The organism is Candidatus Nitrososphaera evergladensis SR1 (assembly GCF_000730285.1).
GTDB classification, from domain to species: Archaea; Thermoproteota; Nitrososphaeria; order Nitrososphaerales; family Nitrososphaeraceae; genus Nitrososphaera; species Nitrososphaera evergladensis.
This window is the reverse complement of record NZ_CP007174.1, coordinates 2,477,241-2,503,004: the sequence shown is the minus strand read 5'-3', so window position 1 is coordinate 2,503,004 and position 25,764 is coordinate 2,477,241. Positions and strand designations below refer to the sequence as shown.

The following is a 25,764-nucleotide window of genomic DNA, read 5'->3' as shown; positions in this document are numbered from 1 at the left end:
TTACACTTATAACGTTCAGAGGCCGGTAAAAGCGCGTTTGGCCGACAACAACATCAAGGTCTTTGCAGTCGACATCGACGGCACCCTGACGGAGAACGGGGGCGGGGCAGTGCACATGCCTGCGTTGTCGAAACTGCGCTACCTTGACAAGCTTGGCTACCCTGTAATCTATGTCACAGGCAGGTCGTCGATAGAGGCGTACGTGCTTGCAGTGTTCGGCGGGACGACAAGGGTCGCGGTGGGAGAAAACGGAGGCGCAATAACCGTGGCGCCGCAAGAGCACAAGCTGCTGGCAAGCCGGGAAAGGTGCATGGCAGGATACGAACTGTTGAAAAAAAGCCTCGACGGCGTGCAGGAAAAGCCTGTCTTTCCGCGCATGACAGAGGTCGTGATGCTGCGCACGTTTGACATCAAGGAAGGGCAGAAAATCCTAGACGAGCACGGCCTGCAACTTTACTTAAACGACAGCAAGTACGCGTTTCACATCAACGAAAAAGGAGTCGACAAGGCGCTCGGGTTAAGAGAGGCGCTGAAAATATTAAAAGCCGAGCCGGAAGAAACAGTCGCGATAGGCGACAGCGAGACGGACATACCAATGTACGACATTTGCGGCTGCAGCATCGCGCTTGCGCACGCAGAGGACAATGTAAAAGAAAAAGCAAAGCACGTTGTCGCAGGAAGGGAAGGGACGGGCCTGATAGACGCAATCGACTATGTCGCGCAGAACTACTTGGGGGTAAAGGCGCAGCAATGACGTTTAGCAGATTCAAGCTCCAGACGCATCATGCAGTGTTTGAAAGCATGGCAAAGGCAGGATACAATCCAGTTCCATTTGACGTATCAGAGCCCCCAAGAAAAGAGTTTGGCGACCTGACCTGCAACGTCGCGTTTCTGCTCAGCAAGCAGCTGAGGATGGCCCCGCCAAAGATAGCGCAGGAGCTCATCGAAAAGGGCATCAAGCCGTACCTTGCAGAAAAAAAGCAGCAAGGCCAGTTTTCGTTCATCGAGTCTGTAGAGCCGCATCCCGCCGGCTACGTCAACTTTCGCTTCAATTACGCGGTGGTGGCAAAGGACACGCTTGGCTACGCGCTGGAAAGCCCGGACAGGTACGGCTACGTCGACTATGGGGCGCTGGAGCGCGTCGTCATAGAGCATACGAGCGTCAACCCGAACAAGGCGCTGCACGTCGGCCACATGCGCAACGTGATACTTGGCGACACGCTATACCGCATAATGAAGGCGGCAAACAACAAGGTGACGGTGCTAAATTATGTCGACGACTCGGGCCTGCAGGTAGCCGACATCGTCATCGGATTCCTGTACGCAGGCTTTCCCCGCGAGCCGCCGGACGGCCGCAAGTTCGACCAGTACTCTGGCGACGAGGTGTACGTCAAGGTAAACCAGATGTACGAGAAAGACCCGACGCTTGCAGAAAAGCGCAAGCTGGTACTGCGCGAAATAGAAGAAGGCAAGTCAGAGATTGCAAGGTTTGCCGCCGAGATAACAAAGAGGGTGCTTGACGAGCAGCTAAAGACGTGCTGGCGCATGAAGGTGCACTATGACATCTTGAACTTTGAGTCGCAGATAGTGCACTCGCAGATGTGGAGCAAGGCCTTTGAGCTCTTGAAAAAGGAGGGTTTGGTAAGATTCGAAGAAGAAGGCAAGAACAAGGGCTGCTGGGTTATCGAGGCAGAAGGCGAGGAGGACAAGGTGGTAGTCAGAAGCGACGGCACTGCGACCTACATCGCAAAGGACATCCCGTACGCGGCGTGGAAGCTGGGGCTCGTGCCGGACCCGTTCAACTATGAAAAATATGCAGAGCAGTGGGACGGCGCGACCCTGTACGCGACCACGCTTGACAAAGGCACGGCAAGCAGTTTTGAAGGAGGCGACAGGGTGATAACAATAATCGATTCGCGGCAGGCGCGCCTCCAGCGCATCATATCGCAGGTGCTCGGGAAAATAGGAACCGATGCAGAGCGCAAGCACCATCATGACTACCAGCACCTAGGCTACGAGGCTGTGACTCTGAGCGCCAACACCGCCAGGGCGCTTGGCATCGACATCGGCGACAGGCAGTTCATGCACATGTCTGGAAGAAAGGGCATCTACGTCGGCGCGGATTTCGTGCTTGACCACCTGCGCGGCAAGGCAATAGGAGAAGTCAAGACGCGCAACCCCGAGTTTTCAGACGAGCAGGCCGGCCAGATCGCGGAGGAGATCGCGGTTTCCGCCATACGCTACAACATGATAAAACAGGACCTTGACAAGATAATCACGTTTGACATCAACGAGTCGATGAGCCTGGAAGGCGACACCGGCCCGTACCTGCAGTACGCTTTTGCGCGCTCGCAGCGCATACTGGAAAAGTCCGGCACAGCCGCTACAGAAACAACAACAGCAGCAATCGATTATGCACTGCTAAAAGGAGAGGCGGAGATAGAGCTGATAAAAGAAATTTCAAAGATGGACCTTGTAGTTGAAGACGCCGCCAAGTCATTGAGTCCAAAGACGCTTGCCCGCTATGCGTACAACCTTGCCACAACCTTCAACATATTTTACGAAAAGGTGCCGGTGCTAAGGGCGCAGGACGCAGGGACGCTTGCTGCCCGGCTTGCCCTTGTCAGGGCGCTTGGCATCGCGCTGAAAAACGCGCTGTCGATGCTTGGCATAACGGCGCTCAATAAGATGTAAAAAGCCTGTGCATGGTTGCCTCCCTTGCCAGCCTGCCCTTGTCGCCGTGGTACTGCGGCCGGGTGCGGAGGTTCTTGTTGCAGCAGGGGCATTTCGTCTCCTCCATGTTGACGAAAATGGCGCGGTCGCACGTGATGCATACCTTCATCCCCTTGGCGTACTCGATCTTTTTCACCGGGATGTAGTGCGGGTGTTTTTTGCACAGGCCCCTGCATGACATATCTATATGCGACTTGGGACAGGCAAGGCTTGCTGGGATAGTTAAGGTTGTGCAATCCATGACTAGAACAAGATTACAGAAACATGTTTCATTCGGACAAAACCTGATATATTTTCTAGTGCAGAATTGGTTATGGCCGGCGCTAGGTTTGCAGTCTATGCTGTAGCCGCAGTCGCAGCCTCGCTGGCGCTCATTGCCGTGTCGCTGTCAGTTGTGCCGGCCCTCACCACAAGCGCGCTCTCGCGGGGCGAAGAAAAAAGGGTGGTGGCGTTTGAGCAGCGCTACAATTACAGCCTTGGGCAGGAAACGTGGACTGCCCGCAACCTGAAAATGGGCGACATCCCGCCAAACAGCTCTGTCGTAATCCTGAATCCGTTCAGCGCAGACATGGACAATTTTGTGCGGGAAAAGATTGCCAGCGCTACTACTGCAGATCAAGTCCGCAAGTTCTGGGCAAGGACGGAGCCTTACTCTCATTACAACCTGGTCAGGCTGCCTGCGTGGCTTGGCGGGCAAAAGGACGATGTTTCGTCGCTTCGTGCGTACAGCGCGGTAGCCATCTCCAGCGGCTGCTTGATAAAATACTTTGGAAACGACGGCAGGTGGGCAATAGAGGATCCGTGCCACAGCGACAGGTACAGGCCGTGGGACGGCCTTGCGTTTGCAGGAGCCGCATCGATGGGAATGACCAGCCCGTCTGTCCCAAGCAGCGCAGGGCCGCTTGCACTTGCCACGCTTGACCTTTCAGTCGACAAGGACGGATACATCACCGCCAAAAAGCCCGACATATCTGCCAACGGCTCGCCGGGACAGGGCCGCAGGCTGTCGCAGGATGAACTGACCCTGTCAAACAGGGAAATGCTTGATGCAGCGAGCCGGAACGCCGGCTATGCCCTCCCCTTCCCTGCCGCCGGCACGTACGGCAAGCACCTTCTCACAATCACGCCGGCACAGGTGCAATGGGGTATGCGCGTGACCGGAGACCTGAGAGCCTTTGAGGCTCTCTATGCAGACTATTATTTGGGTTCAAACTACCATAGGACCGAGATAGCTGTATGCCCAGTAGCATTGTGCCCTGACCTTGCGCTTGGCGACTCGCCTGCGGATCTGGCAAAGAACATGGTCAATGTTGCGCCGGCTGAAGATCGGCGAGTTGAAAGCGGGCCGGATATAGCGGGCAGGTATGCGGTCCTGATTGCAAACGAAGGCTTGGATCCGGGTTATGCAGAAGCAAAGCTGTGGGGCAAGGGGGCGGACAGGACGGACTTGTTCGTGACAATAAGGGCTTATGACATGACAATGGACGAGCTAACACTTTTTGCAAAGAGCCTCGGCTTGAGCCCCGAAGATTGATTTTTATCACCTCTCAATCGCTTCCTGCTTGTTGAAGATCCAGGAAGGCTCGTACGTACTCTTGTTTCACACGTCGCGCAAAAAGTGGCTGACGAAGGTGACGCCTGACAAGAAAATCCACACGCACCTCGGGATCATTGACGTTGGCGCCACGATAGGCATGGAGTACGGGTCCGTGATAAGGACGACGGAAGGAAAGGTCGTCTTTCTGATCGAGCCTACGACCCACGACTTTATCATGAAGTCAGAGCGCAGGACGCAAATCGTCTATCCAAAGGACCTTGGCTTCATAGCCGCGCGCACCGGCATGAAAAACGGCTCCAAGATACTGGAGATAGGCACGGGGAGCGCAGCTGCGGCGACTTTTTTTGCAAGCATCGTCAAGCCGGAAGGCCACATTTACAGTTTTGACGTCAATCCCGACTTTATGGAGATAGCAAAGCGCAATCTGGAAAAGGCCGGCATGGCCGACTATGTGACATTGAACCACCACGACCCGCACGAAGGCGTCGACGTGAGGGAGGCAGACATCGCCATCGTCGACCTTGGCGACCCCTGGACGGTGCTTGATCAGGTGCACGACGCGCTGAAGGGAAGCGGCGCGTTTGTCGCCATCTGCCCGACCATGAACCAGATAGAGAAGACGGCTACAGAGCTGAAAAAGAGCGGCTATGCCGACATCGAGTCGATAGAGCTCTTGATACGCACGATGGAGGCGCGCGAGGGCATGACAAGGCCGTCGATGCGCATGATAGGGCACACCACCTACTTGGTCTTTGCAAGGAAGGTGCAGAAAAAGGCAGAGGCCCCTTCTGAAGAGCCCGAAGAAGAAGGGGAAGAAGGGATAGAATAGAAGGGATCTAGTCCACAGACGAAGACGATGATGATGACGCCGACATGTCCATTGCAAGCGAGCCTTTCAGCATGTCCTTAAATGCCGCAATGTCTTCTGCCTTGATGACGTAGGGCGCCGCTGCTGCCGCCACGGCGGCCTCCTGTTGTTGTGGTGCGGACGCCGCTGCCGGCGTCGTGATCTCTATCTTTTTCTTTGCAAGAGGAACCGGCTGCGCTTTCCTTGGAACTCTGGTCCTCCTGTCGGTCAGCGATTTTTGTTTTTTCACGTTTATCTTGACCTTGAACCCGTACTTGCTCCGGTTGCTCCACCTGTCGACCTCCACAATGTCCCCCATGCCCTGCAGGCGGTCGCCTTCCTGCGTCACCACCATAAAGTCTGTCCTGTCGCCCTTTTTGATGGTGGATATTTTTTCGTAAAAGTGCTGCCAGTCAAGCGGGTTTGTCACGAGCGCCTGCACCGTGAGCAGATCGCCCACGCTGACCTCGCTGACATAGCTTGAAAGGATCTCTATGTTGCATAACCTTGCGTACATAGAAAAGATACCATCCGCATTGCATTTAACATTTTTGGCAAGAAAACCTGCTTGTTTCAAAAGTGATACAGTTTATCAGTATCCTGATATAGATAATATGTAAAAATTACTGTGTGATGCAAATTTTACAGGCTAATGCGAGGACCTCGGTATGGGTACGAGCGTGGTGGAAGGCAGGTCGGATTCGATGGTATGGTGGTATCAATCGTGTTGTACGAAATCATGGTTGTCGTCGTGTGCATACGCCGCAATATTCTCGCACGCTCGCAACGCTTCAGTCAATCAGAACAGCCTTGGCGAGTCGCATCTCTGCCATAATCTTTAGATTGCTCTAACCGTTCTGACATATAGAACTATTTTCCATAGAAGATAAATCTATCCGTCATATCGAGGCACTAGTTGCACAGACACTGGCAAACAATAACGGCAGCGGTAGCAATTCTTCCCGCAGCGCTTCTATCGTCATCATCATTATTGATGTTTTTGCTGCCTTTTGCCCCTGCAGCGTCGGGCGATGTCACAGACATGACGGCTTCAAAACCTGTGCTCAAGTCTGATAGCACCGCCATCACGACTCTGGCAGTCGGAGACAGGATAATCCTGTCTACTGATGTCCAGAGCCGCCTGAACGAAACAAGCACCTTTGCCGCGATAATGGAGGTGAGGGGTTCTGACGGCGTGACAGAGTTTCTGAACTGGCGGTTTGGATTGATACGCCCTGACGCTTTGGTTAGCGTCGGGCTCAACTGGACCCCGGAAAAGGCAGGCACATATGAAGCAAGGACGTTCGTGCTGAGTGGGACCGTGAATCCCGAAGTATATTCTCCTGTCGTCTCGACGTACTTTACGGTAGGAGAGCCCTGACAAAAAAAGCCGTGCGCCGCAAAAGTCGGCGTATATACTTGAGATAACTGAAGCTGGCTTAATGAGAAGTAAAGATCGAGTAGCATTTACGTCATATGCTGTTTCTCGCTTTTGGAGGCTAGTCTCCTGCAACCGTTGTTGTTGATGACGTCTTTCCACTCAAAGTTACAATCCTAATACTCAGCAAGACCCCATCGACAATCATTATTGCAATACCTGCATACATCATGTAGTCTCCTACCTCTGCATATGGAGCCTTGTAAAATGGCCCTGTACACGGGCCGCTTGGGCACGTTAGCATATGCCTTAGTTGCTCCGTTTCTTGTGGCGTAAGCTCGACTTTTACTAGATGTAGTCCAAAACCAATAATGAATATTATGGCTCCCAAGATGAGAATTATCCTGTAAAGGCGTTTGCCTCTGGCCTTTGCAAGCATATGTGCCTATTATTATGCAATAAACGAATATTTAATTTCACTAGAGATTTCTTTCTACCTTGGCCTTTCTGACGCACCGTAAGCCAATAGTCGAACACTAGAATATACTGCAACCAAAATCGGTAAATTGGATATGCAAGTAACCTTATGCGGGGATAGCATAACATGACAAATCCAAGAATTATAGATAGCGTAACCAACATTTTGAATACCAACAGTGGTGAAAGAGGAATAAAGATTGCACTTATGATGCTCGCCTTGGAGCTTGACAGAATCCATGAAAAGCTGGATGGTAAAAAGTGAAAATTACTCTGGCGATTCGAATAATAAGATTGTTGTAGCTTAGGCATTCTATGGAACACCCAATAAACGGGAGCAAGGCTTCTAAGAGCGCGAGAAGCCAATTCCCGCAGATGCTATTGTTGTTCCAATCAAAATTATCTTTGTATTTGTCGGCCTCAAATCGTTAATTCCAAGAGCCATATACTAAAATGCAGCGTAGATATCCCAAGCTCCTCCCATAGGCAGATGATGATGCCGACTAATTTTGATAGCCTTCGAAGATTGGCCGATCCGCTAAACAACAGATACGATTGAATGACATAAAAAAAGCTAATACGGTTGGGCAGTTGCGGCTAGACTATCAAAATCAGAAAGAGAATGAGAGTCAGTCTGTAACGAGGCAGGACATTCCTCTCATTCTCATACATGCATGATGTATGGTATATGCAGTAAGATTAATGGGCTTGGCAGAATATTTGAGCATAATGGTACACTTGGCGAACTGATAGGACGCTATCTATGTTGGTGGGCGGCGGAGGGCTCTGTCAATTCAATCTGTAAGAACTATGTCTTATTGATCTCTTGTAATTTATAATTCCATGCAACTCACATATTATCCAACACAACCATAAAACGGTCCCTTGGCCCACTCGGCAGATTTCTCATTTGGCTCATCACCTATTGTCAAAAGTTCGCCTGGACATGTCCTAAAGAAGTTGGTAATGATATACGTAGCCTTGTTAGAAGAAGGATCAGCTGAAATAACATAGGTCACTTTTACGGCATGGTCCGAAGTCCTGGTTATATTGGACGTACGGATATCTACGCCGGTTTCGTTTGCATGTGAAATATGGGTTGTAGGTAATACATTATTTTTTGTCATTAGAGAGCTAAGCGGATCCTTCGGCGTATTGTCAGAGCTGGAAAACGCTTCGGCATTCAATTTGTCAATTCCTTTGTTTGTAGAGTTGAACGAATCGAAGAATATCTTCAACTCTCCGCTAGTAGTTTTATTATCTGAAGAATTAACTACGGACTCTCCTTTGCCAGCACAGAAATCATAGCTCATCGTCACAATACCTGTTGAACCGGGCTTGAGAACAAATTCGTATATTCCGGGTTCGTTACCCGATGTTGGAACGCCGGGAGTTAACTCGGGTGTTGCAGATGTCCGAGGCTTTATAGTCACAAATCCATTTGTTTCTAGAATCGAAGTAGCCGGGAGCACATCATTGCATCGTATCACCGTAAACGAGCCACCTAGATTTTGATCGGGGGAAGCATTGGAAATTAAAGAGTTCTGGCTGTAAAATGATAGCATAAACACTATTGCTATTATCACTCCCAAACCACCTACTAGCGCTGGTATTGCGATTTTGATTTTTCTCGAACTAGTAGAGGACATATTCTATTGTACCATGAACTCGTGTGGTAGATATAAAGAAAAGTATGAGATCTGGACGGCCAATTCATGTGTTCTGGCTTGATGTCCATGTCAAAGTGAAAATCCTTTCTATTTTTTGCAAGACTGAAAAAAGCAATTCAAATCGGAGGGTGGACGGCCGCATAATTTTGGCGGCGACAGAGAACTGGCTTTGGCAGGCAAAAGCAGGAGCAAGGGAAGGAGCCTCAAGGCAAGTAAGATAGTGTATGATGCTTAGCAGAAACGTTATGATGTACGGACGCTATTGATATGCAATGGTCAAGCCATGCCCAAAGTGCTTGGGAAGTGGACTGCATACGACTGCAGCTGGAACCGGCCAGATAATCGATTCTTGGCATACCACAAAATGCATTGTATGCAATGGAAAAGGATGGTTGCCAGACGATTCTAGCGCAACGTGGATTTCTGATTGACTGACGGACATGCTTTTTGTCATCGCTCAAAGCGCAAATGTTTTTTTTTCTTGAAGAAGTGACGGCAGAAGAACTATGGCAGAGGACGCAACTCCTCTGTCAATCATAATCTCCAAACCAGCGGACGCGCTTGCCTATTAACTCCCGGAGCGTTGCATAGTGATCCTCAATAATCTCGCTTTCGTCGTCAGGAGAAAATTCCTCTGATAGCAACACAGCGAAGGTGTTACTAGAAGCTCTTAAGCTTTTTGGATACCATGACAAAGGACAATAAGCTTTAACCATACAGGGAACTCGCCTCAGGTTGCCCGTGAAGACGTGCCAATGTCGATCTCTACACTACTACATGATGGAAAAGGTTTGATGACTCTCGCAATGTTGCAGTCGTTTCCTTATCGTCTTGGAATTTCATCTATCTGCAAACATGATCAGATTGTTTCTGCGATGTTTCTGCAGGTGGGGGATATTATTATCGTGGGCGTTGAATGCCACATTTCATATACCGCCTAATCTGTGCACCTAGATAGGGCCCGTCGCCTAGTCAGGACAGGGTGCTGAACTTTTCAAAAAAAGTTTGCACAAGCCTCCGAAGCCAGTTGTCGTGGGATCGAAGCCCACCGGGCCCGCTAAATGTATAACCACCATCGGATGATGAATTACTGCTCAAATGATGACCTGTTATCCAAGGGAGCGATGCGATGACCACCTTACGACGGTCTGATGAGTGAGTCGTACAACTGCTTCATGATGCGCGCAGTCGCGCCCCAGATGACGTTTCCCCTGTACGTGAACCTGTACGCGTTCTTTGACAGGCGATAGTGCTCGGTGTCCGGCTCTATTGTCCTGAGCGTTTCTATCAAGGGGGCGTCAAGCACTTCCTCGACCTCGTGCGCAGAGACGCGGTAGCGCGGTAGCATGTCCTGCACGGTCACAAACGGCACGATGTAGTGGTTTGAAGTCATGGTCCTGACGACCTGCAGGCTTCCTGCAATGTCGCTGGGCGAAAACACGATTCCTATCTCCTCCTGCGTCTCCCGCAGCGCGGTTTCAAGGAGTGTAGCGTCGCCTTCTGCGTGCCTGCCGCCGGGAAAAGAGATTTCGCTGCTGTGCGACCTCAGCCCCGCGCTCCTCTTTGTCAAAAAGACGTACGGCACTTTTCTGTGGTGGTAGTGGATTATGACCAGCACCGCCGCCGGTATCGAGGTCGTGGCGTCCTGCGGCATGTGCACGCCCTTTTTTGTCAGCGCGCCGCCAAGATGCCGCAGGAGCTCCTCCTTTTGCACGACGTTCCTTCATGCGCGCTGGTTAAATTCCGTTGCGGATAAAAGCGGACGGCCAAAAAGAGGAAGGGGGCAGGGAGAAGGTCAGACCAGGTAGCCGCCTGTCTCTTTTGCCGGTATGTCTACAAGCACCTGCGAGCCGTCAAAGGACTCTACACGCGACTTGGGTATCTTGTACACCCTTGACTTGATGCCCAGGACGACGATGGCGTCCGGCTCTTCAGATGCGATGTTTCCCAAGGGTAGGCCGTCCTTTGTCCTGACCCCTTTGTGTATAACGCGGTCCCAGCGCAGCACGGCTGGTTCAGACGATTGCATTTTTCTTTTTCGCCTGATAATCATACACTCAATTTTGGTATTAAGACTCGCTTAACCATGTTATTTCACAGCATTATTATGCGCAGCTGCATTGGAACCTGTAAATAACATGGTTGGGTAACAATGCCATGTCGGCAAGTCCGGTGCGAACAATTCTGGTCCCAATTGACGGCTCTGAAAACGCCTACCGCGCTGCGTCGTTTGCTGTCGACCTGGCGCGCAGGTACGGCGCGGAGCTGGTTGTAGTCTATGCGCTTGACATAAACCAGAGCCTTGTGCCGCTTGGCGTTTACGGGGCTGCATACCCACAAAACGTCGACAAGATACTTGAGGCGGCAAGCAAGGAAGCCGACCCTTGGTTTGACCGCATCAAAAAAGAAACAGACGCCGCAAACGTCAAGATGACCGGCAAGGTCATAGAAGCTCCCCTGTCGCTTGTAGGCGAGATCGTAAACTATGCGGAAAAGATCAACGCCGGCCTTATAGTGATGGGAAGCAGGGGCCGCACGGGATTTAAAAAGCTCTTGATGGGAAGCGTGGCTTCAGGCGTAGTCACGTACGCTCCCTGCCCGGTGCTTGTCGTGAAATAATCATTGTATGCGTTAGCGGCAGGAGGAGATATGATGTTGCTAGCAGTGGTGGCGGCAGCGACGGCGATGTGATTTTTTGCGCAGAGCCGCTCCTATTGTTATTGTTGCCGTCCCGGCATTATTGCATTGCAATAATTATCGCTCGATGCATTCCGGACTCTTTTATTTAACAAAACACAAAACGACTCAGGAAGCAGGGTTCAGTTCACCTTGCTCCCCACACACATGTACGAATACGTGTACGGACGTGGGATCAGGAATGGGCTTCTAGCGCGGGCATTGGCCTTGAGAAAAGCGCTGGCGGCCTGATCCCTGATTCTTGCAGCAGTGTGCAACAGAAAAGCTGGTTTTGAAAAATCTGGGAGAATCTTATTTTGCTTTTGGAACCCATATGATAAGCGAGTTATCCGTAGTTTCTATCTTTACTGGATGGCCTATCGAGTTGATGACCTTCTCGTGGTAAATCTTGCAGTACGTTGACCAGTTTGCGCCCATGTCGTGCTGCAGCACTATTTTCTTTCCTTCCTCCTCTTCAAACTCGCGGAGGTTAAATCCAGCTCGTTTGGCTCTTTCCTTCACCATGTAGATAAACGAATCCAAGTCCGAAGACCCTTTCATAAGAAGCAGCATGTCCTTGTACGTGTCTGCGGTGTTTGCGGCTATCTTTTTGAGCGTATCTTCATCTAGGGAATTGATGGCCTCTTTGACGACTTCTCTCTGAAACACCCCAAAACCTGCCTTTACTGCAGTGCTTTCCCAATCGACATAACTCTTCAATACATTGTTTACCAGTGTATTGAGACTGACGCCTCCTTCCTGTGACAACTGGCGCATGGCAAGCAGAATATCACCTGATATGCGAAAGGTGACGCTTTCGTTTTTGAGCTTGGGTGACATCGATTAATACAACCTGTTCTAAGTAATAATGATTTTCGCTCAGTGCACGAATATCGGTGCAATGAGCGTACGCGACAAATAAAATCAGGCCTGCAACTTTTGATGAGCGAATTTATCGTCATCGTTATTGCTGTCGCGGTTTCTAGCACAAGAAAACGGGGAAAACCCTGGAAAAATGATTAACCTTGGTAGGTGTGCCAGAGAACCTGAAACACAAAAAACTGGCTGGATTTTTTTTATTATTGTTATATTGCTATGGCACCTTGACTGTCATGCTGTGATAGCCTCCGATTAACTCTCGCTCGCTGTCGTCAAGCATAGGGTGCAAGTGCGGGCAGATCACCGTGACCTGCAGGTTGTTTTTCAGCCATTCGCGGCAGGTGTTGCGCCACCAGTTCTCCACGATGCCGCATTCTTCAAACTTTTCGTTCTTGGACAGCGTGTCCGCGCAGTCTGCCACTATTATCGCCCTTCCGTCGCCCTTTCCGGCGTCAAGCCTTTCTTTTGACGCTCGCTCTACTAGTTTCTTGATGTCGCCAAACGGGCTCAAGTCGCCGGCCAGCGCATTTTGGTAGCACTGCTTCAAGCTAACTATCAACAGGTTGCCCTGGCTTATGTTTTCCTGATACTCTGTAATTCTTGATGCCAGCCTGGCCAAGTGCGCTAAATCTTCTGCATCGACAGAGGCGTATATGACCAGCTGACCTTCATCTATTCCCTCGTTGATATAGTGCGCTGCGACCTCGTCCCGCACCTGGTCGCTATCATAGAGCAACATGACGTGCTCGCTAGTCTCTAAATCGATTGGGCGCAGCATACGCGCGTACATCTCAAATTACAAAATCAAATTAATGAACCTAGCGATCTTTTTGGCAGCAGAGCTTGTACATACACGCGCACGTGCGCATGTAATTGATTATTGTGGGGCGGGAGGTTTTTTGTCATCATCCGTGTTTTTCTGGGCGGCCGATGATGAAGATGATGATGGTGGCGGTAGTGGCGACGATGACCTGTCCTTGGTCCTCTTTTTGAGATACCATAGCCCGATCATGCCTGCGGCCGAAGCAATCGCCATTTCGATAACAAGCTGCATCCCTTCAGAATCCAACAGCGCCATATATGCCGCCTATGGTATCGCAGGTGCCACATAATATGGTAGTGCTGAAACTACCGGATTCAGAGAAGCCTGCACGTTTTTTCAGGGTCAGGCTGATTTGGCCTTTACTATCTCTATCTTTTTGTACGCCACCCTGCAGTAGCCGTGGATGTGCGTCACGTCGTCTATCCTCTCGCACCTAGGGCAGGTCCATATGACGTATTCTTGGCAAACGGTGCAGATGGCTGTCGGCGAGAGGTATTCGCCGCATGCCCTGCATGATATTTTGTGACTCATTGTCATGTTTTCTCCAATTATTATAACGTTAGTTGTAATTCCTTTAGCTCAGCTATAAGAACATTATGTAACAAGCTTACTAAAATGTGGCTGCGTTAACATGGTTAAGTCTTGTTCTAATACGATCTCGTCGCATGACGTGGCAATGGTATCGGGCAAGTTAGGTATCGGCGCGATACTGGTGGTCCTCGGAATAGGCGGGATGGCGTACGCCATGCCAATCGAGTCAAATTCAATGGTTCTGGATGGCAACAGTCCTGTCATATATCAGAAGGCGCCTCATCCACCGCTTCCGTCCTCTATGGTGCCATACGTCGGGATAGTGGCAGCCTCTGCCGCGTCGCTTGCACTTGGCATCGCGTTTTTGGCAGTTGGGCAGACAGAAGTGTACAAGCCAACTGCACCTGTATACAAAGCAAAGGAAGGAAAACAAGAAAACAAGCAAGCCAGCCAGTCGTCGCCCAAGCATACGGCAGATGCGGCCTAGCACATATAGCCGCTTCTGCATTTTTTTGACACGTTACGTTTGTCTTCAGCAGACGCCTTCGCACAAGATGAAACTGCAAACAAAAAAGGATGCAAAAAGAGCGCGTCTTTGCAACCAAAAAGAAGCAGTTTATTGAATAGCATTGTGATATAGCGACAGAACAGTATTCTTCTTCTGTTAAAGGCTACGACATCAACATGCATCCAGCGCCTTCTTTATCTCCTCCTCCAAGAATAATAAGGATAGTCGGCATCCTGACGATACTTGCAGTCGCGCTAAATCTTTTGCTGGGCATCCAGAATGCCACGACAATAGGTATATGGTACAATCCCGCCCTTCCATTCGTTGTTCCCACGTTGTATCTTGATTTGGCCTTTATAGTTCCGGCCGTTGTCATAGGGATAAAGACGTTCAAGGGAAAAGACACCTGGAAAGCGAACATGATATTTCAGATCGTCTTTCTTGCGGCTCACCTGAACAACCTCGTAGCACCATATGTCGCGCACGTTGTACAGAGCATTGCGTCGCAATCCTATGATTTCATTGTTTTCGATTACTCGCTCTATGCAATCATTGCAAGTTTTGTTGTCCTGCGCCTTTTGCTCAGGCGCGACGTGAGGTCGTACTATCTGGGCATAGCAAAAACGCACTAGAATTTCTGCGGCGTATACCTCTGCATTTAATAAGGCGCAAGAGTGCCAAACTCCGGCCTGCGATGAAGATAGCGTACGAGCTGAACCCGCCCAAGGTGGCAAGGGAAGGGCGCTTTGACCAGCAGCGCCTAGACAGTGACATGGATGCCCTGAGGGAGCGAGCGTCGCAGCTGGGCAGGCATCACGTAGACGGCATACATCTCACCGATTCTGTCCTTGGCGTGCCCCGGGTGTCAAGCATCACCGCCGCGTCGTTTGTAAAAAAGTCTGCCAAGGATGCAAAACTGGGCTGCAGCATCAGGACCAGCGACCGGAACATCATCACGCTCTGCCAGGCAGCGGCCGACGCCGTCATATCCGGGGTAGACAGCCTGCTGATACTTCTTGGCGACGCGCCGACCGACGGCCGCAACTCTGGGTTAAAGCCGTCGCAGGCAGTCAGGATGCTTCGCGAACAGGGCTTTGACCGCAAGCTAAAATTGGATTTGTCGTTTCCTGCAAAAATCATCGACAAAAAAGCGCCGGCGATACAGGCCAAGCTTGACGCAAGACCGCACGCGCTTGTCACGCAGTCGATATCGTCGCTTTCCGACCTTGGCGAGATAGTCGATTTTGTCAAGCCGCACGGCATCAAGGTGGTTGCGTGCATCATGGTGCCCTCTAAAAAGAACGAGCAGTCTGCCAGGATGATCGGCCTTGACTGGTCCGGCTACAAAAAAGAGCCGGCGGAATTTGTGAAAAAGGCGGGCAGGATGGCAGGAACGGTGCTCCTCACTTCGCCCAACAGTTTTCAATCAGGGATAGATCTGCTAAAAGCGCTCTAGAGTTCCTTGGCCGCTATCTCGCCTTTCAATTCATCAAGGACCTTGCGCTGGTACTCGCGCAGCCCGTCGTCCTCTGGCAGGCGCGGCCTGCGGTAGTCTACTGCCACTTCTTTCTTTATCGTGCCCGGCCTTTTCGTAAACACGGCCACCTTGTCGCCAAGGCACACCGACTCGGTGATGTTGTGCGTGATAAACACGATGGTCTTTTTAGTTCGCGCCCAGATAAGCTGCAGTTCTACAAGCAGCAGGTCGCGCGTCTGGCTGTCAAGTGCCGCAAAGGGCTCATCCATCAGGAGCACCTCCGGGTCGATGGCAAGGGCCCGCGCTATTGCCACGCGCTGCTTCATGCCGCCGGACAGCTGGTACGTGTAGGCGTCTGCAAATTTCGTGAGCTGCATCATTTCAAGGTACTGCATCGCTATCCCGTTGCGCTTGGCCTTTTCGACTCCCTTTACCATGAGGCCAAACTCGACGTTGTCGATGACCCTAAGCCACGGAAACAGCGCGTTTTCCTGGAACACCATTACCCTCTCTGGGCCCGTCTCTGTCACCGGCTTGCCGTCAAGCACCACCTCTCCCTCGCTTGGCCTGTCAAGCCCCGCAAGTATGTTCAAAAAAGTCGTCTTGCCGCAGCCTGACGGGCCTACCAGGCAGACGAACTGGCCGTCCTCTATGGACAGGTTGACGTTGTCTATTGCAGACACTTGCTGCTGGGACTGGCCGCCGCCCTGCACCGAGTTAAAGTGCTTGCCGATGTTGCGCGCTTCAAGTTTTGCCATTTTCTTTTTTTTCACACCAGGTCGCTCATGTCGCCAAACTGCTTCATCTTTTGGTCCCTGTGCCTGTCGATTAGCATGATGGCCCCGCCTGCCGCAAGGACTATGATGCCTGCGATTAGCAAAAGCGACGAGATGGCCGTGGAGACGACGTTTGGCATGCCTATGACCTCGCCCACCACCTGCTCCTCGCCAAATATCACCGACGCGTCAAGAGAAGTGTTGCCAAGGTTTGAAATGGTCAGGGTATAATTGCCCTGTTTTTGGGCCGCAAAGGGCTCGCTGAAAAAGGGGAGGTTCAGGTTTTTCTCAAGCACCGGCTCGCCGTCAGGGTCGCTGATGCTGACCGTAGCTCGCACAGAGCCTGCCGACGAATAATTTGGAAACGCCACCACGTACGCGCCGTTGCCCGACGTGATGTTTCCCTGCAGGTCAAACTTGGCGCCCGGTGCAATGGTGTGCATGTTTTTCTCCTGTATTTCCTTGAGGAACTGGGAAGCGTAATAGTTGCTTGCGATAAAGCTAAGGGCGACGATGGCGCCTCCTGCGATAAGTAGAATGTGCCCTCTTCTCAGCCTCAATTTCTGTGACGTTCCTAAGCCGTGCACGGATATAATCTTATTTAACTAGCAACTTTTATTAATTTAAACAAAATTCTTCAGATATCTTACATACTAGTTTTTTATCAATGAATCATCCAATATGTCTAACAAAAGGACGTTTCCTGAATATGAGGATGCTACTGCCTGGAAGAATTTTGTCAACACAATCAAGTCTAAAGAAACGGCGGCACACTACAAGTTAAACCTTGTCCGATTCCTGACCTTTGCCAAGGTAAACTGCAGCTTGGATGAGTTTGTTAATCTAGACAGAAAGAGGCTGGAAAAGCTTATTGTTGACTTTATAATGCACCGCCAAGACGAAGAGAAGGTAAGGGCACAAACTGTGGCAGTTGAGCTATCTTGCATCAAACACTTCTTTGTCTATAATGACAGGCCTGACATCAACTGGAAGATCATTCGAGGCTACCTGCATGAAGCCATCAAGGCAGTCAAAGACAAGGCATACACTACTGAGGAAATCCAAAAGATGCTGACTTATGCAGATTTGAGGACAAAGTGTGTCATCCTGCTGATGGCTTCTTCAGGAATGCGTGTGGGTGCAATTACTAACCTGAGAATGAAAGACTTGCATGAAATTCCACAATACGGGATCTATGCCATTACACCTTATGCTAATACTAGAGATGAGTATGTTACCTACTGCAGTCCAGAATGCAAGGCGGCCATAGATGCATACCTTCACTTTCGCAAACTGCGCGGCGAAAACATTAATCCTAACAGTCCGCTAATTCGTGAAAGGTTCGACTTTAACAATCCTGCCAAGACTCATGACGCAAGACCAATCCATAGAGATACACTGGCGCATTTGACAAATGCATGTGCTATCAGCGCAGGCTTGAGGGTAAAGACTGACAAACAAAACAGAGACCGTAAGGACAACATGCTGAATCATGCCTTTCGAAAATTCTTCTTTAAGGCATGTGGCCGTGCCCAGATAAACCCTATCGTCCGTGAATTATTGATGGGTCATAAAGTCGGTAACCAGCAAACTGGCGTGACTAGGCTAATGATGGTCTATGATGCTACAGAAGAAAACGAACTGCTTAGAGAATACCTTAGGGTGATTGAACATGTTACCATCACAGATGAAAATAGGGCCAAGATGCAACTTAAGGAAAAAGAAGAGAGGACGAAGCAACTAGAAGTAGAATTCCAGCAGTTCAAGACAGCGATGTCGCAGCTACACGAACAAGGGTTGATAACCTTGTGAAGTAGATAGAATTGGACATTGTAAAAGACGGCCCGTCTTTCCCTTACTTTTTGGATTAGGTGATGTGTTGATTTATCTTCATTCAAAGTGTATATGTACAGACATAAATGGACCTGCTGTGGCAGTTGAGCAAAGGGATATTCTGCAGTAGACGAATATTTTTCTCACAAGTGGCAAAAGCATAGCGATAATGAATATGGACTTGGATTTGACTAGTAGTTTACTCAAAGCGCGGGAACTAATCTATTTTGAATCTTGAAATACGTGGTGGAAGAAGCAGTTTGATCTACTATGATACCCAATGTCATGCCCCGCTGCAACTATTATGGTCATTACGTAATGCTGTAAGAAGGCTCTTCTTGTGCACATGTATGTCTAACTAGCTTGCTTTTTGGTATGAGACTTTATAGTTAATCATTTGCTAATCTCTGCAATCGACAGTTTATTAATTTAAACAAAATTTTTCAGTGTTTTTTATACCGGACATGCTCATACTGCTATCGCAGTATTCGCATTACATGCATCGTCATACGGCAATGACTATAGCGGGGACGGAATATTGTATTATTATTTGTACATGTACATTAATAATATTGATCCTGTACATGTACGTACAGTAAGATAAGAGGAGACTGCATGTATTCGGTGATATAAGCCCGTTTGTTTATTGTGGCAATTAATGAAAGACCTTTTGCTTATTGATGCTTTGACTCTTGCAATGCAACTATTCTTCAATGGGGTTCTACGGCCTGATGCTTTTCCAACTTGTTGTAATTGCGGCGGTCATGGTTTAAGAGAATCACGCTGGTATAGCTGGAGTTCAAATGGAGCAATAGTCTCTAGCAAAAGTATTTGTTCGGATAAACCTGGCCCCTGAAGGCCGCTGCAACTATTGGGAATTCGGCCAATTCAGACCGGCAGATTTATCTTCTGCCGATCATAATACATATTGATAGACTTGTCAGTTAGAACACTGATAGGGGCGGCACGATTTTCGCTCGAAGGTGAAATACCCTTCAGTCGGTTTGACGTGTCGTTGAGGTGTCAATCATTAAGACACTCGTAAGCGGTGAGATCGGAAACAACCGGTGGGCACACCATCGGAATTGGCATATGAAGAGGCCATCACTGTCCCAATCTATCTCGAAAGGCTTTCCTGATAAAATCGTTCATTGATTTTAGTGTTCCTTCAAACATCTTAATAGTCAAATTATCTTCATGAACCCTAACAGTAGAGTGATACCACATACCTGAAAGTCCTGCTTCTGAAACCGGAAATCGGTATTAGAATACTAAAGCTGAAAGCATTAACCGACTTTAGCTAAACAATGCATTTTTATAGAAAATATTCTCACATTTCGGTAAACATTGTCTTCTGAGGATGGCTTTATTGGTAGAGAAGTTAATTATCACGGCAATGATGTATTCTATACACCAATAGAAGAATTCGTGGATTTCAATCCAAGAAAAGTCTTCGGAGGAAAGAAAAAAGTGCAATACGCGAAAAAATCGAAGAAGGAATTGGTAGAAGATTATGAGAAGACAATTTCAAGGGTTTCTAATTCCTCAATCAAGGATGATGAGTTTGCGTATTTTCTGCTCGAATTCTACTCAAACCCGACTAGTGGGAGATATGCTCGTGTACTGCAAGAGATGAATATGACTTTACTGGCATTTTTGGACAAATCTCAAAAGAAAGCACTTGTTCAGTCTCCATACGCTGATCCGTTAGAAGTCATAGTCAAAGAAAGTCGAGAAATAATTAAGAAAATTCGTCCCCTTGACCGTGAAGAAAAAATTGCGCCAGATCTCGTAAATTTTGCAGGAAATGCAACTGTTATCGTTAATACTATACCGAATATTCCTGCTCCGAAGATAGAGCAGCATATGTCAAAGATACGCGAATTTATTCAACAACATCAAGGAGAACCTCTTAATGGTTTAATCGACCGCGAAAATCTGCGGGGAAGTATCATTGCCAAAGTCAACGGTGAAACACTTCGACAATTGGCAGATGATTCATCCGTAATCCTATCGGTATACAAGGTGCCTAATGTTATCTTATCTGCATTAGGAAAACGAAAACGTCGTATAACTGGAGATAGTACAAGAGCCATTACTGCATCTTCTATGGTAACAGACGATTCATCTAGTACGAACCGCTATGAAGTTATTGAGATAGATTCTGGCGTAAAAATTCTCCAAGACTTTCAGAATCATGTTGTACCTCTTACTGCGTTATCTCAATTTCCAGATGGAGAGGACAAGGATAATCATGGAACTCCTATAGCTAGCTTACTGCTTTTCGGAGAAGGTGGGAAACTCAAGACTAGTAGAGTAAAGGTTACCTCATATAAGGCATGGCAAGAATCCCATGACTATGATGTAAAAGACCTCTATACTGCGATGAAGTTTGTTCTTGACAATCATAAGGGCAGATCTCGTGTTTTTGTAAGTTCACTAAATTACACATTTCATGATTCATTTTCTGAGCAGGAGACGAGGAAGCTAGAGCTTCTCATCCAATCAAAGAATGTGTGTTTTGTAAATAGTGCCGGCAATATTGACGATGCGGCTTCCAGACGAAGCGTTGAGACTCGAGAGTCAATCTGGAAGTCTGCAAGGGTATTTCATCCATCGGATGCCAGAACAATCACCTCTGTTGGAGCATATTGTAGGGCAAATGGGGTTGACAATAACTCATACCGTCTGTATCCTGCATGTTTTGGCAGACACAATTCAGAAAAGATTGCAAACAAACCCGAGGTATTGGAGTTTGGGGGAACTCTCGCAGTCGAAGGATTTGGCTCCACAAATATTGGCGTAATGGCACACTCGATTTCCGGTCAGGTTACTTCTCACTATGGGACAAGCATGGCTGCTCCTCTATTTGCTAGACATCTTGCCTTGTTGGATTTCTCATTGAGAGATAGAGTGAAGAATTGCGAAACATTGAAAGCTCTGGCATACAGTGCATGTAAACCGACAGCCGCATATGACGAGTTTGGCGGATTCGGCTGTTTGGATACAGATGAATTGTCGACAACAAGTGATAGGAAGGTTCGAGTGATTTTTGAGGGAGTGTTTGCAAATATGAATGAACATAGGATACCGATTCATGAGATTCGAATACCCATTATGGTGCAGCCCGTAAAAGTAACTCTATTCCTGGTTCATTCAGATAACTATTCTTTGCCGACTACTCTCGATAATTATACTGCTATTATGGTAGATGGCACAAAGGGGCAGCAAAAATTACAATTAGTTCGTGAGAAAGGAGTGAATGTCGGAAAGTGGACGCATGTCAAAAAAGCAGTGTATGCATATAAGAAAAACTCGATTGGTTGGTGGAGATTTAGATTGAGGCCGAAGCTAGACAATATTCCCATTCAAGAGTTGTCAAGGCTATCTCTAAGATATGGCGGAGTTCTCGTAATTGAAGCTCAGCGTCCTCCTAAAGGATTTCTAACACTAAAGGAAGCGATGGAAAGAGAACGCGAACGATCACACACGGCAACTGAGTCAATGGAATCATCATACTGGGATAGATATGATTAGAGGAATTCATGAAGTACCTCTAATTTCTGTAGTAGAAGACTATTTCAGAATTCAGGGCTTCACAACGTATCCGCACGCGACCTTGAACATTGCATGGTCAAACATTGTATCCGATGTTGACGTTCTGGCAATAAAAGAGGATCAAGTCATCGCAATTGAAGTGAAATCGAAAAAGGATGTATTTGAAAAGGCATTCACTCAACTAAAAGATATTGCACCATTTGTGGACAGAACGTTCATCGCTACGGACGACGAGGTGAAGGCAAATAAGTACCGGAATTCCGCTGAGGAGTTTGGCATACTCTACCTTGATCTTGTCTATGATGAAACAATTGTGAAGAAGAAGCCAAGAGCAATGACGACAAAACCGTCTATTAAACAAATCTGTTATCTTAGAAGATGCTGCCTGGAAGAGCTTGCAAGAGGGTATGGAATTCCACCACATCAATCGAAACAGTATATCGCACTAGATCTTTTGAGATTGAAATACACCGAAAAACTCCGAACTCAGTTAAAGCAAATTGTAGCATTGAATAGACAGCGACATCTCCACAGTTCTAACAGAATTATGCAATTAGGCAAATAACACCTGCTTCAATTTCTCCAATGTTGAAGGTGACAGTGGGTTGATAGCAAAGTCATTAGTGATAATCATGCCTTCGGTTTTTGATTTCGATGAATGATATAGGGGATTCCTAAACAGGACTACTCCTGTGAGATTTTTCATTTTTCCTTCAAAATATCTGGTTGAAGCACCTACCTCATCGATTCCTGCCTCGGAATCTCTCAGATCGATTGCCATCAATAGCGGCAAATCTATGTCCAAGCTCATTAGCTGTTCGTCATATTCTGTGCAAATTTTCCGTTTGACGGTGTCAGGTAATGTTATGAAAGTCCCCTCTAAGGCCTTTAGGTACCGATACATAGCCAGATTTTTTACTTCGAAAAGAATAGGGCTTTCCGATATCCAAATTTTGAAGTCTAGCTTTTTCACGCCAACCGAAGGATAGAGTTCGATTTTCGATTTTCGGAGAAAATGCGAAAGAAATCCAATTTCACTTAAGGTGGCATAGTCTTGCCTTAACGCTTTAGATTGCAAGTTCATTCTAAGCTGTTTTGTTCCTGGTAGTTTCTCGCTAAGAATATTTCCAAGGGTTATATTGAAATTTGAAAGAAAATTCTTATCATTGAAAGACATTAGTCGCAGAACCACGTTTGTCTTGTTCCGTTCGTCTTTCATTTTCATGAACCAAGACTTTCCCATAAAAGATTCTATGTTGTGGTAGATCGATGCTGCTTGGCGGATTTGATCGTAATCTAAAGAGTCTCTGTAGTATTTTATTGCCTCTATCACTGAGGCGCACTGAAATATCTTATTTTCTTCTCCACCTATGAAAAAGGAAACATCAAGATCCTTGTGCTTTGCTATTCCTTCTAATAAATGCAAAGACCTACGAAGAAATTCGCTTTCTTTGGATTCCGCTTGCTTGAGGATATCACTAGCAGGAATCTTTCTCCCAATATCCAATATTACTTTAAACATAACCATACTTAGTGAATCCATGGCAGTATCAAGACGTACTTCATCCTGTTTGGCCCAATTCTCTAAGAATGGTAGGAGTCGTATCTTATCGATATTTCTGCAAAGTTCTGGAATGATATTGGAAATCTTTGTCTTGAGATTTGGTTCATTAAACCATTTATCCACCACTTCCATGGCTTCTTCAAATCGGGCCGCTCCGACTTTATTGACTAGGTATGCCCATGAGTCGTGAAGAGCCCATCTGACTTTTAGTTTTCTTTCCACGATATCCATTACAAGGTCTAGGTTCTTCGGTATGTGATCAATTAGCATGTAAGGCAATACGAAATCCAATTCGTAATTGGTAAGGTCAAGTTCCTTAAGTTGATCCTCTGATTTCTTCTCCAATTCTGCCTTTAATTTTAGAATATCTGCTAATAGCAATCGTTCAAAAGAACCGCCATGTGAACAATAAGCCTTTCTTGGTCCTTACGTTTTCTTGTATTTATGCTATCGCGGTTGAGAATTCTTAACTATAACCTTGCAATTAATTATTATCTAATTGGGACAATCCGGCAGCAACTCTGATTTAAAAGTTGAGAGTGTTCAGAAATTACTGGATGAGGCAGAAAAATTTTCTAAAGCAGGAATGCTCCTCGATGCAAAAAAACGTTATGATGAAATCCTAGCGTCTGATCCCGAAAATGTAGTAGCAAATCAGCAAAAGGGTATAATCTTATATCTGTACAAGAAATACGAGCTAGCGTATAAACTTCTTAAGAAGGCACTTGACAGAGAAGAAAATGTACTTACTCTATTGTACCTTGGAAAGACACTGAATGGATTGGAACGGTATGTTGAAGCCATAGGCTATTTTGATGCTATTCTGTTAAAGCATGACCCAAACGATGTTGAAGCCCTTTATGGCAAGGGATATGCATTAAATCGAAAGAATGTTACCGGCAATTATGATGGAAGATTTGATAACGCAATAGAATGTTTTGAGACCCTACTCAAGCTAGATCCACGCAACACTTTTGCGCTGGTCGAAGAAGCCCGCGCATATGAGCGACTCCAAAAATATGACAAGGCATTACGATGTTATGAAAAAATAGTAGAATATGAGCCCGATAATATTCTTGCAATTAGTGGGATAGGATTTTTGTCTTTACACAATCTTGGCGAAGATGAGAGGATCTACAAAAGAGCCTTGGATTGCTTCGAAAAAGCTCTAGTTATGCAACCGAACGACCCGTATTTTATTGATTATAAGATGCAGGCACTAGTCAAACTTGGCCGATACAAGGAAGCCCTTGGTTGCCATGATGCTATTGCACAATTATACTCAAACTCTGTTCCCAATAATCCATCTGCCGTTTTGATACATATTCTAAAAGGACACACAGAATATCAGAAAGCAAGAATTTCCTGTGATGATCGCAGAATTCCCGAGGCTTACTATCGGCTTAATCAGGCCATGAGATATAATTCTGATTTTGGCAAAATGGCGGCACATGATGAGCGATTCCGGCCTGCATGGGGTGACCATAATTTCCAAAAAGTCGTAAGAGAGGGTCCTCTTTTTCTTTAACATGCTTTTCCTGGTGCTTAATTTAACAAAGAGAAACTTAGGACTTCAGGGCGAATGAGATTAATTGCAAGAAAAATTTAAGACATTGGATTTGTTACTTGACAAGTCGTGACAGGCTGGCTTCGAGTTGACGAGCAAGCTTTTTCTGGCGGAGTTGAACACCTTGTGGAGCCTGAATACTACAATGGCAGCTGTGCTTTATCGCTGCTCAAAGTTCGAATTCTTGAAACAAGGAAACTTTTTGGCGCAACCGACGTCATCCTTTATTCCATTGTAGTAAACGGTCTTCCAGACATGAAATCTGGTACTCCCTTTTGGAGCAGACAGGACAAATTTCCACAAGTCAAGAAAGGTGCTACACTGTCAATAGACCCAGACCTTGGAGTATTGCTATTCCGTGGCCGGCCACAAGGTTTCCTAAACTTGTATCTGGTTGCAGTCCGCGACACCGAGGAGACCCGCCAGTTTGCTCAACTGCTCAAGGAAAACTTTGTCGCTAAAGGAATTGGAACAATAGCCGGTTCGCTAATACAGATATTTTCAGGTCCAACGGGTCCAGTTACAGTGCCATTGGCAAGAGAGGCTACAACCCAAGCAGTTGAAGCAACAATAGACTATTTCGCAAAGCAGAAAAACCTTGCAATAGGAGTGTACTATGCATCGCTTATTAGGGAAAAAAATTACGGTTTAGGCTACCATCCTAATGACTATCCTGACTCGATGATTAATTGCGATGGTCATTTTGAAGTTGCATATGAAGTTCAGAAAGCCGGAGAATAAATTCAAACTGTCTTGGGCTGACTATGCAAACCCCTTTATTTAGAAACCATCCAATAGATGAAGTCGCTTAGCTTTACGAACAGACTGAAGTGACAGGACTGTGCAATAATGATGATAATCCAATCTTTGCAAGCTATTAATCTCTAGGATAGATGCCGAATCGGAGAA

28 protein-coding genes and 1 tRNA gene are annotated in these 25,764 nt (G+C 47.4%); 16 read left to right on the top strand and 13 right to left on the bottom strand.

Annotation, left to right across the window (positions count from 1 at the left end):
• Positions 1–37: 37 nt before the first annotated feature.
• Both NTE_RS13665 and NTE_RS13660 read left to right on the top strand, forming a co-directional pair.
• Complete coding sequence (locus NTE_RS13665) at positions 38–754, top strand: phosphoglycolate phosphatase (protein ID WP_148701521.1); 717 nt, start codon at positions 38–40, stop codon at positions 752–754.
• Complete coding sequence (locus tag NTE_RS13660; protein ID WP_148701520.1) at positions 751–2,694, top strand: arginine--tRNA ligase; 1,944 nt, start codon at positions 751–753, stop codon at positions 2,692–2,694. The genes NTE_RS13665 and NTE_RS13660 overlap by 4 nt, the downstream gene beginning before the upstream one ends.
• On the opposite strand, the gene NTE_RS13655 is transcribed toward NTE_RS13660, so the two are convergent.
• Entirely contained in the window at positions 2,681–2,914 is a 234-nt protein-coding gene (locus NTE_RS13655) for a hypothetical protein (protein WP_148701519.1), read from the bottom strand. The genes NTE_RS13660 and NTE_RS13655 overlap by 14 nt on opposite strands.
• Before the next feature lie 132 nt (positions 2,915–3,046).
• Here NTE_RS13655 and NTE_RS13650 point away from each other — a divergent pair, with 132 nt between their 5' ends.
• On the top strand, positions 3,047–4,267 hold the full coding sequence (locus tag NTE_RS13650; RefSeq protein ID WP_148701518.1) for a hypothetical protein: 1,221 nt from the start codon (positions 3,047–3,049) through the stop codon (positions 4,265–4,267).
• Between the two features lie 31 nt (positions 4,268–4,298).
• The gene (locus NTE_RS13645; RefSeq protein ID WP_226987028.1) at positions 4,299–5,120 is read left to right on the top strand and encodes a tRNA (adenine-N1)-methyltransferase; all 822 of its coding nucleotides are present in this window, start codon (positions 4,299–4,301) and stop codon (positions 5,118–5,120) included.
• Between the two features lie 7 nt (positions 5,121–5,127).
• On the opposite strand, the gene NTE_RS13640 is transcribed toward NTE_RS13645, so the two are convergent.
• Complete coding sequence (locus tag NTE_RS13640) at positions 5,128–5,655, bottom strand: hypothetical protein (RefSeq protein WP_148701516.1); 528 nt, start codon at positions 5,653–5,655, stop codon at positions 5,128–5,130.
• Between the two features lie 399 nt (positions 5,656–6,054).
• On the opposite strand from NTE_RS13640, the gene NTE_RS13635 reads away from it, so the two are divergent.
• On the top strand, positions 6,055–6,519 hold the full coding sequence (locus NTE_RS13635; protein ID WP_148701515.1) for a hypothetical protein: 465 nt from the start codon (positions 6,055–6,057) through the stop codon (positions 6,517–6,519).
• Positions 6,520–6,637: 118 nt separating this feature from the next.
• Here the strand turns inward: NTE_RS13635 and NTE_RS13630 are convergent, their stop codons facing one another.
• On the bottom strand, positions 6,638–6,955 hold the full coding sequence (locus NTE_RS13630) for a hypothetical protein (protein WP_148701514.1): 318 nt from the start codon (positions 6,953–6,955) through the stop codon (positions 6,638–6,640).
• A 165-nt stretch (positions 6,956–7,120) separates the two neighbouring features.
• Between NTE_RS13630 and NTE_RS16775 the strand changes: the two genes are divergently transcribed.
• Positions 7,121–7,258 (top strand): hypothetical protein, encoded by a 138-nt coding sequence (locus tag NTE_RS16775; protein WP_158385589.1) that lies wholly within the window; start codon positions 7,121–7,123, stop codon positions 7,256–7,258.
• 592 nt (positions 7,259–7,850) lie between these two features.
• Here NTE_RS16775 and NTE_RS13625 read toward each other — a convergent pair.
• Positions 7,851–8,579, bottom strand: coding sequence for a hypothetical protein (locus tag NTE_RS13625; RefSeq protein ID WP_148701513.1), 729 nt, complete (start codon positions 8,577–8,579; stop codon positions 7,851–7,853).
• Between the two features lie 1,041 nt (positions 8,580–9,620).
• On the opposite strand from NTE_RS13625, the gene NTE_RS13620 reads away from it, so the two are divergent.
• Positions 9,621–9,720, top strand: a tRNA-Arg gene (locus NTE_RS13620).
• An 81-nt stretch (positions 9,721–9,801) separates the two neighbouring features.
• Here NTE_RS13620 and NTE_RS13615 read toward each other — a convergent pair.
• Together NTE_RS13615 and NTE_RS13610 are read right to left on the bottom strand one after the other, a co-directional pair.
• Positions 9,802–10,377 carry an NUDIX hydrolase gene (locus NTE_RS13615; protein ID WP_148701512.1) on the bottom strand — a complete coding sequence of 192 codons (576 nt, stop codon included), beginning with the start codon at positions 10,375–10,377 and terminating at the stop codon, positions 9,802–9,804.
• Between the two features lie 81 nt (positions 10,378–10,458).
• Positions 10,459–10,692 (bottom strand): hypothetical protein, encoded by a 234-nt coding sequence (locus NTE_RS13610; protein ID WP_148701511.1) that lies wholly within the window; start codon positions 10,690–10,692, stop codon positions 10,459–10,461.
• A 128-nt stretch (positions 10,693–10,820) separates the two neighbouring features.
• On the opposite strand from NTE_RS13610, the gene NTE_RS13605 reads away from it, so the two are divergent.
• Complete coding sequence (locus NTE_RS13605; protein ID WP_148701510.1) at positions 10,821–11,282, top strand: universal stress protein; 462 nt, start codon at positions 10,821–10,823, stop codon at positions 11,280–11,282.
• A gap of 369 nt (positions 11,283–11,651) precedes the next feature.
• Here NTE_RS13605 and NTE_RS13600 read toward each other — a convergent pair whose 3' ends face one another.
• From NTE_RS13600 to NTE_RS13585, 4 genes are all read right to left on the bottom strand, one after another.
• Entirely contained in the window at positions 11,652–12,179 is a 528-nt protein-coding gene (locus NTE_RS13600) for a hypothetical protein (protein WP_148701509.1), read from the bottom strand.
• A gap of 253 nt (positions 12,180–12,432) precedes the next feature.
• Complete coding sequence (locus NTE_RS13595) at positions 12,433–12,996, bottom strand: MEDS domain-containing protein (protein WP_148701508.1); 564 nt, start codon at positions 12,994–12,996, stop codon at positions 12,433–12,435.
• Positions 12,997–13,095: 99 nt separating this feature from the next.
• Positions 13,096–13,296: a hypothetical protein gene (locus NTE_RS13590; RefSeq protein ID WP_148701507.1), complete on the bottom strand. Its 201-nt coding sequence runs from the start codon at positions 13,294–13,296 to the stop codon at positions 13,096–13,098.
• Between the two features lie 87 nt (positions 13,297–13,383).
• Positions 13,384–13,572: a hypothetical protein gene (locus tag NTE_RS13585; RefSeq protein ID WP_148701506.1), complete on the bottom strand. Its 189-nt coding sequence runs from the start codon at positions 13,570–13,572 to the stop codon at positions 13,384–13,386.
• A 100-nt stretch (positions 13,573–13,672) separates the two neighbouring features.
• Here NTE_RS13585 and NTE_RS13580 point away from each other — a divergent pair, with 100 nt between their 5' ends.
• From NTE_RS13580 to NTE_RS13570, 3 genes are all read left to right on the top strand, one after another.
• Positions 13,673–14,059 (top strand): hypothetical protein, encoded by a 387-nt coding sequence (locus tag NTE_RS13580; RefSeq protein WP_148701505.1) that lies wholly within the window; start codon positions 13,673–13,675, stop codon positions 14,057–14,059.
• 197 nt (positions 14,060–14,256) lie between these two features.
• Positions 14,257–14,712 (top strand): hypothetical protein, encoded by a 456-nt coding sequence (locus tag NTE_RS13575; RefSeq protein ID WP_148701504.1) that lies wholly within the window; start codon positions 14,257–14,259, stop codon positions 14,710–14,712.
• Positions 14,713–14,774: 62 nt separating this feature from the next.
• Positions 14,775–15,536 carry a hypothetical protein gene (locus tag NTE_RS13570; RefSeq protein WP_148701503.1) on the top strand — a complete coding sequence of 254 codons (762 nt, stop codon included), beginning with the start codon at positions 14,775–14,777 and terminating at the stop codon, positions 15,534–15,536.
• Here the strand turns inward: NTE_RS13570 and NTE_RS13565 are convergent.
• Together NTE_RS13565 and NTE_RS13560 are read right to left on the bottom strand one after the other, a co-directional pair.
• Positions 15,533–16,315 carry an ABC transporter ATP-binding protein gene (locus NTE_RS13565; RefSeq protein WP_148701502.1) on the bottom strand — a complete coding sequence of 261 codons (783 nt, stop codon included), beginning with the start codon at positions 16,313–16,315 and terminating at the stop codon, positions 15,533–15,535. The genes NTE_RS13570 and NTE_RS13565 overlap by 4 nt on opposite strands.
• An 11-nt stretch (positions 16,316–16,326) precedes the next feature.
• Positions 16,327–16,893, bottom strand: a complete 567-nt coding sequence (locus tag NTE_RS13560) for a hypothetical protein (protein WP_148701501.1) — start codon at positions 16,891–16,893, stop codon at positions 16,327–16,329.
• A 121-nt stretch (positions 16,894–17,014) separates the two neighbouring features.
• Between NTE_RS13560 and NTE_RS13555 the strand changes: the two genes are divergently transcribed.
• The 3 genes from NTE_RS13555 to NTE_RS13545 all read left to right on the top strand — a co-directional run bounded on the left by NTE_RS13555 (position 17,015) and on the right by NTE_RS13545 (position 22,289).
• Positions 17,015–18,145: a tyrosine-type recombinase/integrase gene (locus NTE_RS13555; RefSeq protein WP_148701500.1), complete on the top strand. Its 1,131-nt coding sequence runs from the start codon at positions 17,015–17,017 to the stop codon at positions 18,143–18,145.
• A gap of 1,368 nt (positions 18,146–19,513) precedes the next feature.
• Positions 19,514–21,703, top strand: a complete 2,190-nt coding sequence (locus NTE_RS13550) for a S8 family serine peptidase (RefSeq protein WP_148701499.1) — start codon at positions 19,514–19,516, stop codon at positions 21,701–21,703.
• The gene (locus NTE_RS13545; RefSeq protein WP_148701498.1) at positions 21,696–22,289 is read left to right on the top strand and encodes a hypothetical protein; all 594 of its coding nucleotides are present in this window, start codon (positions 21,696–21,698) and stop codon (positions 22,287–22,289) included. The genes NTE_RS13550 and NTE_RS13545 overlap by 8 nt, the downstream gene beginning before the upstream one ends.
• On the opposite strand, the gene NTE_RS13540 is transcribed toward NTE_RS13545, so the two are convergent.
• Positions 22,278–23,633: a hypothetical protein gene (locus tag NTE_RS13540; RefSeq protein WP_148701497.1), complete on the bottom strand. Its 1,356-nt coding sequence runs from the start codon at positions 23,631–23,633 to the stop codon at positions 22,278–22,280. The two genes, NTE_RS13545 and NTE_RS13540, sit on opposite strands and share 12 nt — an antisense overlap.
• A gap of 154 nt (positions 23,634–23,787) precedes the next feature.
• On the opposite strand from NTE_RS13540, the gene NTE_RS13535 reads away from it, so the two are divergent.
• Together NTE_RS13535 and NTE_RS13530 are read left to right on the top strand one after the other, a co-directional pair.
• On the top strand, positions 23,788–24,816 hold the full coding sequence (locus tag NTE_RS13535; protein ID WP_148701496.1) for a tetratricopeptide repeat protein: 1,029 nt from the start codon (positions 23,788–23,790) through the stop codon (positions 24,814–24,816).
• 108 nt (positions 24,817–24,924) lie between these two features.
• Positions 24,925–25,596 (top strand): hypothetical protein, encoded by a 672-nt coding sequence (locus tag NTE_RS13530; RefSeq protein WP_148701495.1) that lies wholly within the window; start codon positions 24,925–24,927, stop codon positions 25,594–25,596.
• Positions 25,597–25,764: the final 168 nt, after the last annotated feature.